A 17,093-nucleotide genomic window follows, 5' to 3' on the forward strand; every position below is an offset into this window, starting at 1 on the left:
GAGCGGCAGGCATGGGCTTCGCGATGCCGCCCTGGGTGTCGTCTTACAGGGCGCCGCCGCCCAGCTTGTAGGTCAGTTGCAGGAACATGCTGCGGCCCACGCTGTCGAACCAGCTAATGTCATAATAGGGATAGGCGGCGTAGCTCGGGTCCTTGACCGGCTTTTGATCGAACAGGTTCGTCACGGTCAGCGACCCGCGCAGATGATCGGTAAAGTCATATTGCAGCGTCGTGTTGAACAGGTAGCTCGCCCTGATATAGGCGTCCTCGTCATAATTGGGCAGCTTGCCCAGACGCTTGCCTTCCACCGTCCATTTCAGTCCTTCCAGCGACCAGCTGACGCTCGCCGTCGTCTTGTCGCGCGGGATATAATAGCCGCTGGTTGCCGCCAGCTTGTTGATCGACGCATCGCCCGGATATTGGCGGAAGATGTGGTCGAAGACATGGGTGTGGGCGAAGGACAGGCCGAATTCGCCAAAGCTGGTCGGCAGGCTGCCATGCAAGGCGATATCGATGCCGCTGGTCTTTTCATGCGCGATGTTGATCGGATTGACCGACACCGAATCCAGTTCCCCGTCATTTACGCCACCGACGAAGCGATGGACGCGGGCAAGGGCATCCTGACAGGTGGGCGAATTGATATCGACCGCAGCGCCGCCCATCGTCGTGCCGATCCGACAGTCCGCCTCGTCACGCAGCAGCGTGTCGATACTGAGATCCTGCACCTGATTGGACAGGGACACGCGGAAATAATCGACCGACACGTCGAAATGGCGGGAAGGCGACCAGACGATGCCGGCATTGATCGATCGGGCGGTTTCGGGCTTCAGCTTCCGATTGCCGTTGCGTTGGGCGACGATGCCTTCATCGGCATAGCTGCAATCGCCGATATCCTCGTCCGGTTCTTCCGTGCGGCAGAGATAATAATCGGTCGCGGATGGATGGGTGTTGCCCGGACCGGTGAACACATAATGCAGGTCGGGCGCGCGGAAGCTGGTGCCATAGGCGGCGCGCAGCAGCAGCGTGCTGGTCGGCCGCAGCTCGATCCCGCCATTATAGGTGAACTTGCCCACACTGCTACCGCCAAAACGGAACCGGTCATAGCGGGCCGCGCCCGACAGTTGCAGGAAGCTGGTGACGGGCACGCGCAATTCGCCACCCAGCGCCCAATGTTTGCGGCTGCCTTGACCGTCGCTGTCCTTGAGGCCGTAATAATAGTCGGTCAGCGCCAGCGGATCGGGATTGAGGTCATAGCCCTGCTTGCCCAGTTCCGCGACGGCAGCGAAGCCGACCGGGCCAGCGGGGAGCTGAAACAATTCGGTGCTGCTGATCGTGGCCGACAGATTGTCGGTCCAGCTTTTGGGATTATAGACGCTGTAGGCGGTGATGCTCTCATATTCCGACTGGGTCAGCGGCGTGTAGAGGCGTGCGGGATCGGCATTGAAGATCGGATAGCCGCTATCTTCATCCACGCCCTGCTGTTCGCCCAGAAACAGGGCGTTGGCCTTGGCCGCGATCACCTGCGGGAATTTGACCTTCGCCTTATATTCGCTGTGGTTGAAGGAGAGTTCGTAATTCCATGTGCCGCCAAACTCGCCCTTCACGCCCGGCGTGATGCTGAACGTCTGTTGCCGGTTGCGGGTCATCACCTTGGAGAAGCCACCGGATTCCTCCGGCGTGAACTGCCGATACCAATCGTCCAGCTGGCCATCGAAACTATTGTAGAAGGTCGTGTCGCTGCTGCCTGCGCTATTCTGATAGCCCCAGTTGAGCACATCGGACATCAGCGCCACCTTGCTGATGCCGAACTGCGCGTCCACGAACAGTTGCGCATTGTCGGACAGTTCGTAACCCGCCGATGCGAAGCCGTTGAAGCCTTCGCGGCGTGAAATGACGGTGCCATAGCCGATCGACGTGTTGCTGCCGCAGAAATAGCCGGGACCATAATCTTCAAGCTCGTCGTCGTAGGCGCCGTAGCGCGGCCGGGACGCATAATAGGTCGACCCGCCATTGAGGCCGGACAAAGCGCCGCAGGTCGCCGCGCCCGGATCGACATATTCGTCGGCATCGGGATTGTAGCGCAGGAAGGTCCGCCGGGCGAGGGGCGAGGCAGTGGTGGGATTATCGGCCGTGCTGTCCTGAATCTTGCGCTGATAGGCCCAGATCGGGCGTTGCAGCAGATATTCGCCACCCGCGACGATATGGAAGCGATCGTTTGACCAGCCCGTGGTCGCGGTGATGCGGTGGGATGCGCCGCCGCCATGTTCCGTCCGCCCGGCACGATAGTCGATCGTCGTGCCGTCGACCTTGTCCTTCAGCTTGAAATTGATGACGCCGGCAATCGCATCCGACCCGTAAATGGCCGATGCGCTGCCGCTGAGCACTTCGACCTGATCGATCAGGCCCAATGGAATGTTCGAAATATCGGTGAAGTTGCTGCGCCCCTGAAAGGGCAGGGGGAAGTCCGCGATGCGACGGCCGTTGACCAGCACCAGTGTATGATTGGGGCCAAGCCCGCGCAGGTCGACCTGCTGCGCGCCGGGGGTGAAGCTGGCGCCGCTGAAGCTTTGCTGGCTCTGCGTTTCGCCACCATTCTGGGTGACGGCGCGCAGGATGTCGGGAACGCTGGTATAGCCGTTAGCGCGGATCGTATCGGCGGTGATGGTCGTCACCGGGGCCGGTCCTTCCTGCGCCGCGCGGGGAATGCGCGATCCGGTGACGATGATTTCCGGCTCGCCCTCCGGCTGCCCGCCAGTCTGTGCCGTCGCGCTGCCGATCAGTGCCGGCAGGCAACAGCCCAGGCCCAGCATCGCCCGAAAGATACGGCGTTCCGCGAAGTTCATATTGCCCCCATTCCGGGGATGGCGCCCCACGCGCCTCTGCATCCCCATATTTCCGATTGTTACATCAGAAACCTGCGTATGATTCAATCATTGTGATGGAGATGTGGAACATATTGTTTTGTCCTGTGGACAATATGTGACATGAAAATGCGCATCTGATCGGACGGGAGATTGCTATGCGACGCGCGCTGGGGGCTGCCATCGCATTGGCCGCCATGGTCCTAACCATGAGCGGGGCGCAGGCGAAGGAGGCATCCTATCGTCATTATCAACTGGGCAAGCTGACGACGCCAACGCCCGATCCAGTGTCCGGCGGCCTGCTGTTGCTGGGCGGTGGCGATCGCAATGCCGATGCCATGAAATGGTTCTTCGCGAAGGCTGGGCATGGCCATATCGTCATATTGCGGGCGTCGCAGAAAGGGCAGATCGGCGAGGAATTCTATCACAAGCTGGGTGGCATCCAGTCTGCCGAAACATTCGTCTTTGCCGATCGCAGTGCGGCGACCGATCCGAAGATTCTCGCCAGTCTGAAACATGCCGACGGCATCTTCATCGCCGGGGGGGATCAGGCCCGCTATGTCCGCTTCTGGCGCGGCACACCGGTCGCCGAAGCGCTGGATGCCCATGTCGCCGCGGGCAAGCCGTTGGCGGGGACCAGTGCAGGCCTCGCCATGTTGGGTGAGAAGCTTTACGGTGCGATGGACGATGGCAGCATCACCAGCGCAGAAGCGCTGGCCGAGCCCTTCGGTCCTGCCAACACGATCGAAGGGGATTTTCTGCACCTGACGCTGCTCAAGGGGATCGTGACCGACACCCATTTCAAGGAGCGGGATCGGTTGGGTCGATTGTTCGCCTTCGTGGCCAAGGCGCAGGTGGGGCGTCCGGTGGATCAGCCTGCCATGCTGGGGCTGGGCGTCGATGAAAGCGCGTCTCTGGCGGTTGAACCGGATGGGGTGGCGCGCATCTACGCCACCGATCCGCAAGGTGGGGCATGGCTGGTCGATGGTGCCGCGCTGCGTAATCTCCCAGTTCAGGGGCCGCTCAATGCTTCCGCCATATCCGTCACGGGCATTGGCGCGGGATCGGTCGTGCATCTGCCGCAGGGGCGCGTGGATCGGCCGACCTTCCAGCGGCTCTATGACGTGCAGGCTGGTCAGGTGCGGTTGAGCAAGGATGGCGAACGGCCTTTGCCATGACCCTGCCGGCCCGATATGATGACTATATGACGGGCAACGGTAATCCGCATGGCGCGATGGACGCCATGGGGCGATGATGCCCCATGGCGGTCTGCGCCTCGATGAGTTGGACGAACGGCTGCTGAGCCTGTTGCGACAGGATTCACGCCAGCCCATCGCCCAGCTTGCCAAGGAACTCGGTGTATCGCGGGGGCATCTCTATTCGCGCATTGCCCGTCTGGAGGAAGACGGCATCGTGGCGGGCTATACGATCCGTCTCGGCTCGGTCTTCTCCGCCAGTCGGGTGCGGGCGCACATGATGATCAAGACCCTGCCGCGCCATCGCCGCGACATAGAGCAGGCGCTGATGCGGATCGACCATGTTCAGGCGGTCCATGCCATCAGCGGCGAATATGACATCATTGCCGTGCTGGAGGCCGATGATGGGGCCGAACTGAATGATATCATCGACGATATCGGTCAGTTTGACGGCATGGAGCGGACGACGACCCTGGTGCTGCTGGCGACCAAGTTGGAGCGATAGGCGGGTTCAGCGATTGAATGGCCGACCATGACGTCAGGATCATATTGGCTGTCGAAGATATATAAGGCGTATCACCTGCCTGATCGCGCTTTGATCCCGTTCCGACCTGTCCATTCCACAGGTGCGTTACCCGCCACTGCTTTTTTGCTTCGTACAGAATGTCGATCCATCGGGTCCAGTTTCGGCCGCCTACCCCTGTTCATTTTCGGTTTGGTCGCCTCGTTCACAAGTCGGTTCAGCAACGGAGCGCAATGCTCCTGCCAAGAAAATCGACTTGAGGCATGCCTGATCCATGCACCGTCCTTTCGCCCTGTCCCTGTTGGCGGCTGTCGCTGTCAGCACGCTCGCTGCACCGGCTATTGCCGAAATGGCTCAGGTGCAGACCCGCTATGTGAAGATCGCGCCGGGCGTGCCGGGCGTCCTGTACGAGCCGGCTGCCGACGCGGCGAAGAAAGGCATCGCCATCTTCGTGATGCATGCCAATAATGACTATCTCAGCTTCCCGCCCCGCACCCAATTGTCGCAGCGCGGCTATACCGTGCCGTGCGCCAACAACAGCACCAACAAGATCAACGCCGTGGATGAAGGTCAACTGGACCGCATCCTTGCCGAAGCGAAGGAAGGTGTCGTCTGGCTGCGCAAGCAACCAGGCATCCAGAAGGTGATATTGTTCGGCCATAGTGGCGGCGCGACGATTATGAGCGCCTATCAGATGATCGCCGAAAATGGCGTTGCATCCTGTCAGCAGGCGGCGCGCCTGTCCAAATACCCGGACAATCTGGCCGGCATGCCAGCCGCCGATGGCGTAATGCTGATCGATTCCAACTGGGGGCACGCGGGCATGGTCCTGCTCAGCCTCGACGCCTCGATTGTGGATGAAGCGGATGGAAAGCGCACCGATCCGTCGCTCGATATTTACGCGTCGGCCAATGGCTGGAGCAAGGAGGGTGCGCATTATTCGCCAGCCTTCGTGGTGCGCTATCAAAAGCAACAATCGCCTGATCGACGCAGCGCTGGCGCGGGTGGCCGCGATCGATGCGGGCAAGGCGGCCTTTCTCGACGACGAAGCTTTTACCGTGCCGGGTGCCAGTTTCCTCGGTTTCTACAACCGCGTCTTTCCGCAGGATATCAACCTGATGGCGCATACGCGCAAGGCCTGGCCGCTGTTGAAGGGCGACGGGTCGACAGTGATGCAGATCGTGCCGTCCGTCCGCCCGGCCAGCGACGCAATACCGGCGCCGGGCTATTATGACCCGGGTGCCTTGCGGACGTCGGTGCGCAACTTCCTGTCTACCTATGCGGTGCGGACCAAGCCCGACTTCTGCCGCTGGACCGCGATCTCTGAGCGGCTATGATGCTTGTTGCCGCGTGCGAACACCGGGTCTTGTTGCCGCTGGACCGCGATCTCTGAGCGGCTATGATAGCGCACTTCCTTGGCCCCCTGACTGCCGGGTTGCCGCTGGACCGCGATCTCTGAGCGGCTATGATCAAGGTCAAGGCTGCGCCCAAGCAGGTCGAGTTGCCGCTGGACCGCGATCTCTGAGCGGCTATGATCAGTGACAGGGCTTTTACCGGCCTCTCAGGGTTGCCGCTGGACCGCGATCTCTGAGCGGCTATGATTTCGGCGCAGGTGGTGAAGAACGCGCGCTTGTTGCCGCTGGACCGCGATCTCTGAGCGGCTATGATTTCCGTTGCCGGGGTGGCCTTGGCCTCTGCGTTGCCGCTGGACCGCGATCTCTGAGCGGCTATGATTCATTGGCGGCGCGATCGTTGGCTGCGGCGGTTGCCGCTGGACCGCGATCTCTGAGCGGCTATGATATCGCCCAGCACGGTGCCGGTGCCATCGTTGTTGCCGCTGGACCGCGATCTCTGAGCGGCTATGATGACGCTGTTGCCGATCGCGCTGATCTGCATGTTGCCGCTGGACCGCGATCTCTGAGCGGCTATGATGGCGCGCGTGTTGGCCTCCGACGTGATCGCGTTGCCGCTGGACCGCGATCTCTGAGCGGCTATGATCTGCGTTACCTTCGCGCCGACTGGCACGCCGTTGCCGCTGGACCGCGATCTCTGAGCGGCTATGATAGCGCGGCCATCCGCGCGCGGTACGAAACGGTTGCCGCTGGACCGCGATCTCTGAGCGGCTATGATGCCTACGCCCGTGTATGGCTGTATAAATCGGTTGCCGCTGGACCGCGATCTCTGAGCGGCTATGATCGAAAATGTTCGTTCGATGGCGGAAGTGCTGTTGCCGCTGGACCGCGATCTCTGAGCGGCTATGATGTCCCTTCGCCCTTGACCGTCTGGCCCACAGTTGCCGCTGGACCGCGATCTCTGAGCGGCTATGATGAAGGGTGGCGTGGCGATGATCCTGCGCGGGTTGCCGCTGGACCGCGATCTCTGAGCGGCTATGATGTTGCATAATCGCCCGAATTTCGATCAATCGTTGCCGCTGGACCGCGATCTCTGAGCGGCTATGATGCGGCCGCTTTGCTGGCGGACCAGATGCTGGTTGCCGCTGGACCGCGATCTCTGAGCGGCTATGATTTCTTCGGCGTCGGCCACAAGGAGATAACGGTTGCCGCTGGACCGCGATCTCTGAGCGGCTATGATCCCCTCTTTGCATCCTCAACGGTCCTACACGTTGCCGCTGGACCGCGATCTCTGAGCGGCTATGATCGGCCAGACAGGACATACGCAGGATCTTCAGTTGCCGCTGGACCGCGATCTCTGAGCGGCTATGATTGACCGGGCTGATCGTGCCGATGACGCCATGTTGCCGCTGGACCGCGATCTCTGAGCGGCTATGATGTTCCAGGCGCTCTATGCTGACAGCACGCTGTTGCCGCTGGACCGCGATCTCTGAGCGGCTATGATGCGCGCGATCCAGCGCGAGGCGGATTTCGTGTTGCCGCTGGACCGCGATCTCTGAGCGGCTATGATCTCGGGCAGCTGCGGTCGGCTCCGTCAGCAGTTGCCGCTGGACCGCGATCTCTGAGCGGCTATGATCTGGCGCAAGCTATCAACGATTACCGGACGGTTGCCGCTGGACCGCGATCTCTGAGCGGCTATGATCTCCTCAATCTGGTCAGCCGCCGCAAGCAGGTTGCCGCTGGACCGCGATCTCTGAGCGGCTATGATGCTCTACGCGCCGAACTGCAGATGTTCGACGTTGCCGCTGGACCGCGATCTCTGAGCGGCTATGATCGCCTATGCCAAGGGGAATATCAGCATCCGGTTGCCGCTGGACCGCGATCTCTGAGCGGCTATGATAATCGTGGATTAGTTCCGACTGTTTCGCCTGTTGCCGCTGGACCGCGATCTCTGAGCGGCTATGATCGGGCGCTTGGAGCCCCGGGTGTTCTTCCGGTTGCCGCTGGACCGCGATCTCTGAGCGGCTATGATCTACATATTGCTGGCGGGTGCCAATTCGGCGTTGCCGCTGGACCGCGATCTCTGAGCGGCTATGATGCTGACGGGCTGCGGATGCGCTACGGCCGGTTGCCGCTGGACCGCGATCTCTGAGCGGCTATGATCTCGACGCCGCTTTCCGCTGCCTCGGACGCGTTGCCGCTGGACCGCGATCTCTGAGCGGCTATGATTGCGCGCGGCGACTATGATGCGCGTGGCGTGTTGCCGCTGGACCGCGATCTCTGAGCGGCTATGATGCTCGGCCGCGCGGCGCCGCGATCCTTGACGTTGCCGCTGGACCGCGATCTCTGAGCGGCTATGATTCGCTTCACCGTCGATCTGGTCCGACAACCGTTGCCGCTGGACCGCGATCTCTGAGCGGCTATGATCCCGGCGTCGATGCCGACGACCAAACTTTTGTTGCCGCTGGACCGCGATCTCTGAGCGGCTATGATCGCAATCGCCGTGCCCGCAGCAGTCGTGGAGTTGCCGCTGGACCGCGATCTCTGAGCGGCTATGATTTCCTGGCGGTTTTCTTCGAGCTTGGACCGGTTGCCGCTGGACCGCGATCTCTGAGCGGCTATGATCGGGATATAGGGTATCTCGGCCTCCTTGCAGTTGCCGCTGGACCGCGATCTCTGAGCGGCTATGATGAAATGGCCGTCCGCCACTTCGATCGGCGCGTTGCCGCTGGACCGCGATCTCTGAGCGGCTATGATGCGGTTCAGCTTCTCGCGTTCAGCTTCCACGTTGCCGCTGGACCGCGATCTCTGAGCGGCTATGATTTCGGCGCATGTTGTGAAGAACGCGCGCTTGTTGCCGCTGGACCGCGATCTCTGAGCGGCTATGATTCTGCGCTCCGTCGGACAAAATCCGGCCAGGTTGCCGCTGGACCGCGATCTCTGAGCGGCTATGATTTCGGATGGCCTTCACAAAGGGTGACACCGGTTGCCGCTGGACCGCGATCTCTGAGCGGCTATGATCGTTTGCGCGATCCTGAGCGGCAGCCTTCTGTTGCCGCTGGACCGCGATCTCTGAGCGGCTATGATGACACCAATCTGTGGACCCTCTGCAAGCCTGTTGCCGCTGGACCGCGATCTCTGAGCGGCTATGATCGCGATCGACAAACACCTAACGCGCCTCCGGTTGCCGCTGGACCGCGATCTCTGAGCGGCTATGATGTCGGACATGATTTCGACCTTGCCCCTTTCGTTGCCGCTGGACCGCGATCTCTGAGCGGCTATGATGGTTCGAATCCTCTTGGGTGCACCATTCCAGTTGCCGCTGGACCGCGATCTCTGAGCGGCTATGATCTTGACCAGGCCGTTGACCACCTTGCCGCCGTTGCCGCTGGACCGCGATCTCTGAGCGGCTATGATCGACCACGTCAACTGGCGCTTGCCATGGAAGTTGCCGCTGGACCGCGATCTCTGAGCGGCTATGATTCCGATGTGCGAAGGCCCGGTGCCAATACGTTGCCGCTGGACCGCGATCTCTGAGCGGCTATGATTCTGGAAGAGCCGGGCAAGGGCAAGGCGATGTTGCCGCTGGACCGCGATCTCTGAGCGGCTATGATACCAAGGCCGTGTTCCAAGTCGCCGGGTCGTTGCCGCTGGACCGCGATCTCTGAGCGGCTATGATGGATCAACGGTTATTGCATTGAAAAACATTGCAATAACCGTTGATCCATCACCGCAAAATGCGCGCGAATCATCAGAACAAAGCAAGCTGATCCGGATTTTTCTGCTGTCGTCGTCGTCGCTGTCCTGAAAATCGCACGATATTTTCATATTGCCGGTCCGTGAAACTGAGGATGTGGACATCACCGCGATCCGGCAAGCTCGACTCGACCCGCCGCATATAGGTTTCAAACTGTTCCTTGCCGTTGCAGAAGCGAGCATAGACCGAAAACTGGCTCTTCTCAAAACCTTCATCCAGTAAAAACTCGCGAAATTTCGTGGCTGCACGGGCTTGCTCCCTAGTCGTCACAGGCAGGTCGAACATCACGAAAATCCACATCAGCCGGTATCCGCTCAACTGGCTCGCGCTCATGGGAGCAGCGAATCGAGTCCGGCCAGTTCCAGCGCGGACGGGGGTGACGGGAGCAGGATGTCGGCCGCCTGTCCGCTCTGGAAAGCACGCGCCAGGCTTTGCGCGGCGCGGTTCGCGGCGCCCGACACGGTGGTCGTTCCGTCCGGGCCGGGCAGGTCGAGCGCGATCAGACTGGCAAAGGCGCGCTTGGCCTCCGGCGTTACGCTGACGATACCGCGCGCGAAAAGCCGCAGGGCCAGCGCATCGACCAGTGGCCGGAACGGTTCGATCAGATCGTCGGCCAGGGCAAAGGCATTGGTCCGATTGGCATGGTGCACGCCGATGGACGGGTGCAGGCCAGAGCCGACCACGGCACGCGCGCACAGTGACCGCAGCACCGTATAGCCATAGTTGAGCAAGGCGTTGATATCTTCTGCATTCCGATCCCGCCGGAAGCCTTCCCCCATCAGCAACGGCCAGTAACGGCGCGCCGCCTGCGCCTCGACATTGTCGGGGTCGCCCGATCCCACGCGTCGGGCGAGCAGGTCGAAAGCGGAGGAGGGGATGCCATTGGCGTCCAGCACCGCGGCTTGCCACCGGATCTTGGCGATGATGATCCGGCGCCACAATTGCTTGGACAGCGGCTTGCCTGCCTCCCACTGGGCGCGCATCCGGCTGTTCTGGGCATGATGGCCGTCCAGAGGCAGGCAGACGGCGACGGGGGCGTGATTGCTGCCGCAGAGCACCATCACCGCCCCGCGTTGCGCTAGCGCGACGATCAGGCTGGTCGACCATGTGACGCCATGCGCATGGACGATGACGGCGGCGACGTCGTCCAGCGGGATGCGGCCAACTTCCGCGCGATCCTCCGATACGATCAGGAAACCGCGATAGGCAGAAAGATGGCGGCCGTCGGTGGCGATGTCGACGATCCGGTCCACCTTTACTGCGCCTCCGCCTGCTCGTCAGCCCGGCTTGCGCGTTTTGCGGCGGGCAGTGCGTGCCGGGAAGCCGGGGTCCATGACGCGGCCGAGTTCGTCGATGCGGACCCGCCTTGCCCTTGCTTTTTTCAATCCGCCACAGGTTGGCGAGTAGTTTCGATATGGGTCATCCTTGGACTTGTTTCGCTCTTCCAATTTGCCGGCTTCATTATGTTCGACCAGGCGAACCTGTCCATTCTGCCAGAATTGGGTGACGATCATCAGTCTGCGCATCCCACTTTCCTGCTCGATCGCGATCAAGTCTCCCTGGTGCAGGCTCAGAGCCTTTCTGGCAGTGGGATTATTGGCACGGATTTTCGATATCCAGCCTGGCTGATGTGCGTCGAATGTCGAAACCACTTCTGCCTCCCATTTCCCGTCCGGTAATTCCCATATGTCGTAACGATAGTTGGAATCGCCCTTATATCCCTTATAGATGCGTCCATTCCGGTCCTTGATCGGGATGACGGTCAAAGGCTCGATCACGCGCACGCGGCGCACGCCGCCAAAGGGATGCCATTCCAGTCTGGGGAACTCGGCCAGCGCCTTCTCGAAGGCCTTGCCCTCCAGCCCGTCCAGATGCTGATAGAGCGCGGCTCTCAAATCGGCGTCCCGGACTCGGTCCAGATCTGTGATTTTCTTGAAACTGATCAGGGGCACACGGCGTACGACGATGCTGTTGCCTTTCGCATCGACTTCGCCAGTCAGGCCATAGGCGGTATCATTGTGCAGTCGGCCGGCGGTCGCATCCTTGCCCTTGGGCAGTCCTGTCTTGGAGGCAGTGCCATGGTCGGTGCGATGGCTGACGGTAATGGCGTTGACGGCGGCGCGCAGGTCGTCGCGAAAGCCTTTCCAGGGTGGTGGAATTTCGATGCGCTCGCGGCCATCTACGCCTTCTTGTCCCGATACGCGCGCAATCTCGTTGAGCATGCTTCGATCGACGATCGCCACGACCACCGCGTCGATGGCATGATGGCGATGGTCCAGCCGGTTCTTGGCCTGATCCGCGCCGCCACCGAAATTATGGTCGGGCAACAGGTCGTTCAGGCCCAGCTTGCGCCGCACCATCTCTGTCAGTCGCCCTGGCGAAACCCAGATATGGCCGCTGCCTTCCCCCTTTTCGGGATAGAGTGTCGCCAGATATTCGCGCGACAGTCGGGCGAGATATTGGGTGTCGACCAGATGGCGGGCCTGAAACCCGCCCGCGTCCTTGAACTTTTCCATCGCGTCCGGCTCGAACCGCCAGCGCTTGTTGCGCGGTAGCTGCGCGGCACGCGCGGCAATTTCTTCCCAGCGAGCGCCATGACCCCATGCCTCATAGGGGGATCGCTTGCGCTTTTCCCGATTGGCCTCCCGCATGCAGACGATTTTGTTGCCATTGCTGTCATCCAGCGTCGCGGTGAAGGGCAGGATATGATCGACCTCCACCGCCGCGGAAAACAGCATGTCGATGGAAATCTGCGTACCGGTATAGATGCAGCGCCGGTCCAGCACATTGGCGGGATTGAGTTCCTCCCATAATTTCAGCAACGCCCGGTTGCCGCCAGTGTCGGGCTTGCCAATGGCCAGCAGCTTTTCCGACCGCCGTTCCGCGGCGATCCGGTTGTCATTATTCTCCCGGTTGATCCGCTTCTTGTCCTCGTCGGTCAGCTTGAGTTCGCGCGCCAGTTCGATCGCGATCTCGGCGGGCGGGCCATAAGCGCGGATCAAAGTGTTCACGATCCGGCGCAACTGGTTGAGGCCTATATGCACGGTCGGATTGGTCAGTCGGCCGACCCGCATTTCCTCCGGATCGGATGGATTTCCCGTACCGGGCATGATGTGCCGTTCCAGCGCCACGCCATAATAAGGGAGTTGCGGGCGGCCTTTTTCATCCGTGAAGGTCGTGCCTTTGCGCAAATCGCTATGATGGCCAAGGTCCGCCAGCGCCACCGCCTCACTATACACGATTACGCGGCCATCCTTCTCGCCATCGCGCAGCGCGTCGATCAGCTTGCGCGTCGCCGTCTCGCCAAAGCGGCCATAGCCCGGCGGCAGCGGCGCATTGGCGACGGCGCGCGCCTGCTCTGCACTCAGGTCATAGCTATCCACCAGCCATGCACGAAATGCTGCGTCCTCCGCGTCACTCTCGATCTCGTCGATCCGCGCGATGACGTCCCATTGTTCGTCCACCGACAGATGCACCCAGCGCGTGCCAAAGCGCGTCTTGGCGCCCATGGTGGCGGCCACTTCGTCACCTTTCAGGTCGGGTCGGTTCTCGCTCTCCTTGTTGAAGCGGGCATCGGGATCGAACTTCAGCGTCTTGCGCAGCGTAGCGAAGCTAACCTTGCCCTTGTCCTTCAGCTTCAGGAACAGCGTGTCACGCTCTTCCCGCGTCAATCGCTGTGCGACCTCGCCGGGGCGCACGATCATCAGCGCGTTGATCTCCTCCAGCAAACGCCGCTTCTGGAACAGAGGATGGGCTTTGGGCAGTCGCTTGTCGCCAGGCCGCAGCGTACACATGCCGATTTGCGGCGCCTTCAAGGGGCGCTGGTAGAATATGATCTCATGCAGCCGTTCATAAACTTCGTTCGTCAGCACATCGGGATGATGCGGCGCCTGCGCAGCCCAGATGGCGTCGAATTCCTCCTCCATCAGCGCGCGGCCGGGATAGAAATCATAGCCATCGCCCTTGGCATCATCGGCACTTTCCGGGCGAAGCCGGGTGCGGACAGGCTTGCCGACCAGGCGACGCTCATATAGCCATTTGCCAAAGGTCCAACTGCCTGGCTCGACGCCTGCCGCCTCTTCGTCTTCGGCGATGGCATTGCGCGTTCGGTCGATGCCGATCGCGATTTTGCCCATATCATCGTCCGCCTTGCGATCGGCCTTGCGGTTCGACTTGAAGCCGCGCCGCTGGTTCAGGTGGAACAGCGCCCGGCCCAGTTCGGGCAGGGACAGCGCCTCATCCAGTGCTCGCGCGCGGACTTCATAGGGGTCGATCGCCGCCATTGCTTTTCGCGCAGTCTCGTCGGTGGGGAGCAGCCCGTCGGCGATCAGATATTTGATCAGCGCTTTCTGTCGCTGCTGAAAACGATCCCGCCGCCGCCGCATTGCGCGAGCATCACGCCGGTCGACCGCGAGTGATGCGCCAGACTTGGGGTCGCGGCCATCGCTGAAAATGCGGGAGCCGGCGGCAAGGATAGCAAACGGCTTGCCGTTCGGCGCTGGCCCGTCCAGTTCGATCGCAGCCCAACCGAGTGAGTTAGCGCCAAGATCAGCGCCAAAACGCCAATATCTCGTTCCTGCCTTTGACATAAAAATCCCCCATTCCTTTGAAGGTCAATGGGGCGTTTCCTTTTCTGTTCGTCAAGCAGGATTATCTTCTGAATTGAACATATTGTAGAGCGAAGTGACTTGACTGCATTTCGCCTCCGTGACATCTTCATGTTTCAGAGATCGCGGTCTGGCAGTTAACAAGTGTCAGTACGCACCAGATAAGGGCGACGCTCCGGCGTCGCCTTTTTTGTTTCTCCCTTGGCAGGTCAGCGATCTTTGCGCCGCACTCCGGACGCCTCAGAACCGTTTGGCGATGCGGGGGAGCTAATGCAGGCCGGCATTTGATATCGGGAGCAGGAAAAAGCAATCACATCATATTTTCGATATTTTCGGACTTGTCGCGATGCCGCGTTGGATACACCGAAAAGAGCGTTGCCTCCAGATCGCCCACGACCGGTATCGGCACGCTGGTCGTCCAGCGATCCGATACCTGCACCGGCTTCCACAGCCCCGCGCCTATAATGGTGAGCATGAGACCCAGACTCACGCTGGCGAACATCAGCGCCGCCAGCAATATCTGTGCCAACGACGCATCAGCGGACGGTTTGGCTGCCATCAGGTCCTGCAACCACAGGCCCTCCATCCACGCCGTGCCCAGCAGTGCCAGCCCGATGACCCTGATACCAATCCTTGCGACCAGTTTTTCGTGCCACTGAACCATGACGATCACCTCTCAAAAAAGAGGCCGTCCAAATAGACAGGCGCGCATAGGAACGCGAGAGGAGGAAAGGCGCCTTTCCATTGAGATTGCATAGAAATCGGCGATATTCATCGCTTTTCCGGCAAAATCATATGGAATTTCTATGCGAATGGCGCAAAGCTCATATGGCAATAAAATGCGACTTTGTGCGATGGAAGATGCGCAACAGGGTGAGCATATTCGTTGACGACCGAAGAACCGAGCGCGCCTGCGGAGCAGGGGCACAGCGCGCATGGGAAACTGCCCATCCTCGCTCTGGGCGCGCTTGGGGTGGTGTTCGGTGATATCGGCACGTCTCCCCTTTACGCGCTGAAAGAAAGTTTCATCGGCCATCATCCGCTGACGGTGGATGCCGATCATATCTTTGGCGTGTTGTCGCTAATATTCTGGACGATGACGCTGCTCGTCACGCTCAAATATGTGTTCATCGTCATGCGGGCAGACAATAAGGGCGAGGGGGGCAGCATGGCGCTGCTCGCGCTCATTTCCCGCAAGCTCGGCGAAACCAGATGGACGCCGGCCATTGTCATGCTGGGCGTCCTGGCCACAGCCCTCTTCTATGGCGACGCGATCATCACCCCGGCCATGTCGGTGCTGTCGGCGGTCGAGGGTCTGACCGTCGTCAATGATGGTTTTGCGGCTTACGTCCTGCCGATCGCTATCATTATCCTGATCGGCCTGTTCCTGATCCAGAAACATGGAACGGCAAGGGTCGGCGCCCTCTTCGGCCCGATCATGGTCATCTATTTTCTGGTGTTGGCCGCGCTGGGCATCATCAATCTGGTGCAACACCCTTCGATCATCGGCATCGTCAATCCCTGGTGGGCGGTCCATTTCTTCCTGATCGACCCCAAACTCGCCTTCCTTGCGCTGGGTTCGGTTGTACTCGCAGTGACGGGCGCGGAAGCGCTCTATGCGGACATGGGGCATTTCGGGCGCAAGGCGATCAGCATATCCTGGCTTTACGCAGCCTTCCCCTGCCTTCTCCTCAACTATATGGGGCAAGGCGCGCTTCTGCTCGCCAATCCGGCGGCCGTAGCCAACCCCTTCTTTCTTCTGGCACCTGAATGGGTGCGTCTGCCGCTCGTCATTCTGGCGACCATGGCGACCGTCATTGCCAGCCAAGCGGTCATTTCCGGCGCTTTCTCAGTCACGCAGCAAGCAGTTCAGCTTGGCTTCCTGCCGCGCCTCAGGATCGAACATACCAGCGCATCGGCAGCCGGGCAGATCTATGTGCCGCTGGTCAACTGGGCGCTCCTTATCCTCGTCCTGCTACTGGTCATCGGTTTCAGATCGTCCAGCAACCTGGCCGCAGCCTATGGCATCGCCGTGACCGGCACGATGGTCATCACCGCCTGCATGATGGGCGTGCTGACCTTCAGCGTCTGGCGCTGGAATCCCTGGCTTGCGGGGGCAACCACCGGCCTGTTCCTGCTGATTGACGGCGCCTATTTCGCGTCGAACGCCACGAAGATACCGGATGGTGGCTGGTTCCCGCTGCTGGTGGCGGCGGTGACTTTCATGGCGCTCACCACCTGGTTCAAGGGGCGCAGGATCATGCACCATTATCTGAACGAAGGCGCGATGGAGGTGCCGCTGTTCATCCAGTCGGTATCCCATTCACTCAAGCGTGTAGCGGGGACCGCGATCTTCCTGTCATCGCGGGTGGAAGGGGTGCCGCCAGCGCTGCTCCACAATGTAAAGCATAACAAGATTTTGCATGGGCGCATCATCATCCTGACCGTGCGGACGGAAGCTGTGCCGCATCTGCCGCTTGCCGGTCGCGCAGAGGTGACGGACTGGGGCGAAGGCTTCTATCGTGTGATATGGCGCCATGGTTTCATGGAAGATGTCGATATCCCCGCCGCCATGAAGACCGTGAAGGGTTGCGGGCGACCCATCAATATCAGCGACACCAGCTATTTCCTGAGCCGCCAGACGCTTATCCCCTCGGACAAGCCGGGCATGGCGATCTGGCGCGAGAAATTCTTCGCCTGGATGATCCGCAATGCGGAAACGCCGATGGAATTTTTCAAACTGCCCACCAACCGCGTTGTCGAATTGGGATCGCAGGTGGAGATTTGAAGGCCTGTCC

At 60.7% G+C, this 17,093-nt stretch carries 9 protein-coding genes and 1 CRISPR repeat array; of the genes, 4 read left to right on the forward strand and 5 right to left on the reverse strand.

Annotated features, from left to right (window positions below; all coding sequences use genetic code 11):
* Positions 1-43: 43 nt before the first annotated feature.
* A complete protein-coding gene (locus BMY84_RS14305; RefSeq protein ID WP_093084727.1) occupies positions 44-2,842 on the reverse strand; it encodes a TonB-dependent receptor plug domain-containing protein in 2,799 nt (932 codons plus the stop codon).
* 176 nt (positions 2,843-3,018) lie between these two features.
* Here BMY84_RS14305 and BMY84_RS14310 point away from each other — a divergent pair, with 176 nt between their 5' ends.
* From BMY84_RS14310 to BMY84_RS14320, 3 genes are all read left to right on the forward strand, one after another.
* Positions 3,019-4,038 carry a cyanophycinase gene (locus BMY84_RS14310; RefSeq protein ID WP_093084728.1) on the forward strand — a complete coding sequence of 340 codons (1,020 nt, stop codon included), beginning with the start codon at positions 3,019-3,021 and terminating at the stop codon, positions 4,036-4,038.
* A 73-nt stretch (positions 4,039-4,111) separates the two neighbouring features.
* Complete coding sequence (locus BMY84_RS14315; protein WP_093018300.1) at positions 4,112-4,561, forward strand: Lrp/AsnC family transcriptional regulator; 450 nt, start codon at positions 4,112-4,114, stop codon at positions 4,559-4,561.
* A gap of 292 nt (positions 4,562-4,853) precedes the next feature.
* On the forward strand, positions 4,854-5,813 hold the full coding sequence (locus tag BMY84_RS14320; RefSeq protein WP_093084730.1) for a hypothetical protein: 960 nt from the start codon (positions 4,854-4,856) through the stop codon (positions 5,811-5,813).
* Between the two features lie 68 nt (positions 5,814-5,881).
* A CRISPR array of direct repeats spans positions 5,882-9,610; the repeat unit is 36 nt; unit sequence GTTGCCGCTGGACCGCGATCTCTGAGCGGCTATGAT.
* Positions 9,611-9,682: 72 nt separating this feature from the next.
* On the opposite strand, the gene cas2 is transcribed toward BMY84_RS14320, so the two are convergent.
* The 4 genes from cas2 to BMY84_RS14340 all read right to left on the reverse strand — a co-directional run bounded on the left by cas2 (position 9,683) and on the right by BMY84_RS14340 (position 14,959).
* On the reverse strand, positions 9,683-9,988 hold the full coding sequence (gene cas2 / locus BMY84_RS14325; RefSeq protein ID WP_256215256.1) for a CRISPR-associated endonuclease Cas2: 306 nt from the start codon (positions 9,986-9,988) through the stop codon (positions 9,683-9,685).
* Between the two features lie 29 nt (positions 9,989-10,017).
* Positions 10,018-10,941, reverse strand: coding sequence for a type II CRISPR-associated endonuclease Cas1 (gene cas1 / locus BMY84_RS14330; protein WP_093084733.1), 924 nt, complete (start codon positions 10,939-10,941; stop codon positions 10,018-10,020).
* A gap of 24 nt (positions 10,942-10,965) precedes the next feature.
* Entirely contained in the window at positions 10,966-14,277 is a 3,312-nt protein-coding gene (cas9, locus tag BMY84_RS14335) for a type II CRISPR RNA-guided endonuclease Cas9 (protein ID WP_093084734.1), read from the reverse strand.
* 328 nt (positions 14,278-14,605) lie between these two features.
* Complete coding sequence (locus tag BMY84_RS14340; protein WP_093084736.1) at positions 14,606-14,959, reverse strand: hypothetical protein; 354 nt, start codon at positions 14,957-14,959, stop codon at positions 14,606-14,608.
* A 222-nt stretch (positions 14,960-15,181) separates the two neighbouring features.
* Between BMY84_RS14340 and BMY84_RS14345 the strand changes: the two genes are divergently transcribed.
* Positions 15,182-17,083 (forward strand): potassium transporter Kup, encoded by a 1,902-nt coding sequence (locus BMY84_RS14345; RefSeq protein WP_371262421.1) that lies wholly within the window; start codon positions 15,182-15,184, stop codon positions 17,081-17,083.
* Positions 17,084-17,093: the final 10 nt, after the last annotated feature.

Source organism: Sphingobium sp. AP50 (assembly GCF_900109095.1).
Classification (GTDB): domain Bacteria; phylum Pseudomonadota; class Alphaproteobacteria; order Sphingomonadales; family Sphingomonadaceae; genus Sphingobium.

Coding starts and splice junctions, on each gene's coding strand:
- BMY84_RS14305 (WP_093084727.1), bottom strand. CDS start 2,842: ATGAACTTCGCGGAACGCCGTATCTTTCGGGCGATGCTGGGCCTGGGC.
- BMY84_RS14310 (WP_093084728.1), top strand. CDS start 3,019: ATGCGACGCGCGCTGGGGGCTGCCATCGCATTGGCCGCCATGGTCCTA.
- BMY84_RS14315 (WP_093018300.1), top strand. CDS start 4,112: ATGATGCCCCATGGCGGTCTGCGCCTCGATGAGTTGGACGAACGGCTG.
- BMY84_RS14320 (WP_093084730.1), top strand. CDS start 4,854: ATGCACCGTCCTTTCGCCCTGTCCCTGTTGGCGGCTGTCGCTGTCAGC.
- cas2 (WP_256215256.1), bottom strand. CDS start 9,988: ATGTGGATTTTCGTGATGTTCGACCTGCCTGTGACGACTAGGGAGCAA.
- cas9 (WP_093084734.1), bottom strand. CDS start 14,277: ATGTCAAAGGCAGGAACGAGATATTGGCGTTTTGGCGCTGATCTTGGC.
- BMY84_RS14340 (WP_093084736.1), bottom strand. CDS start 14,959: ATGGTTCAGTGGCACGAAAAACTGGTCGCAAGGATTGGTATCAGGGTC.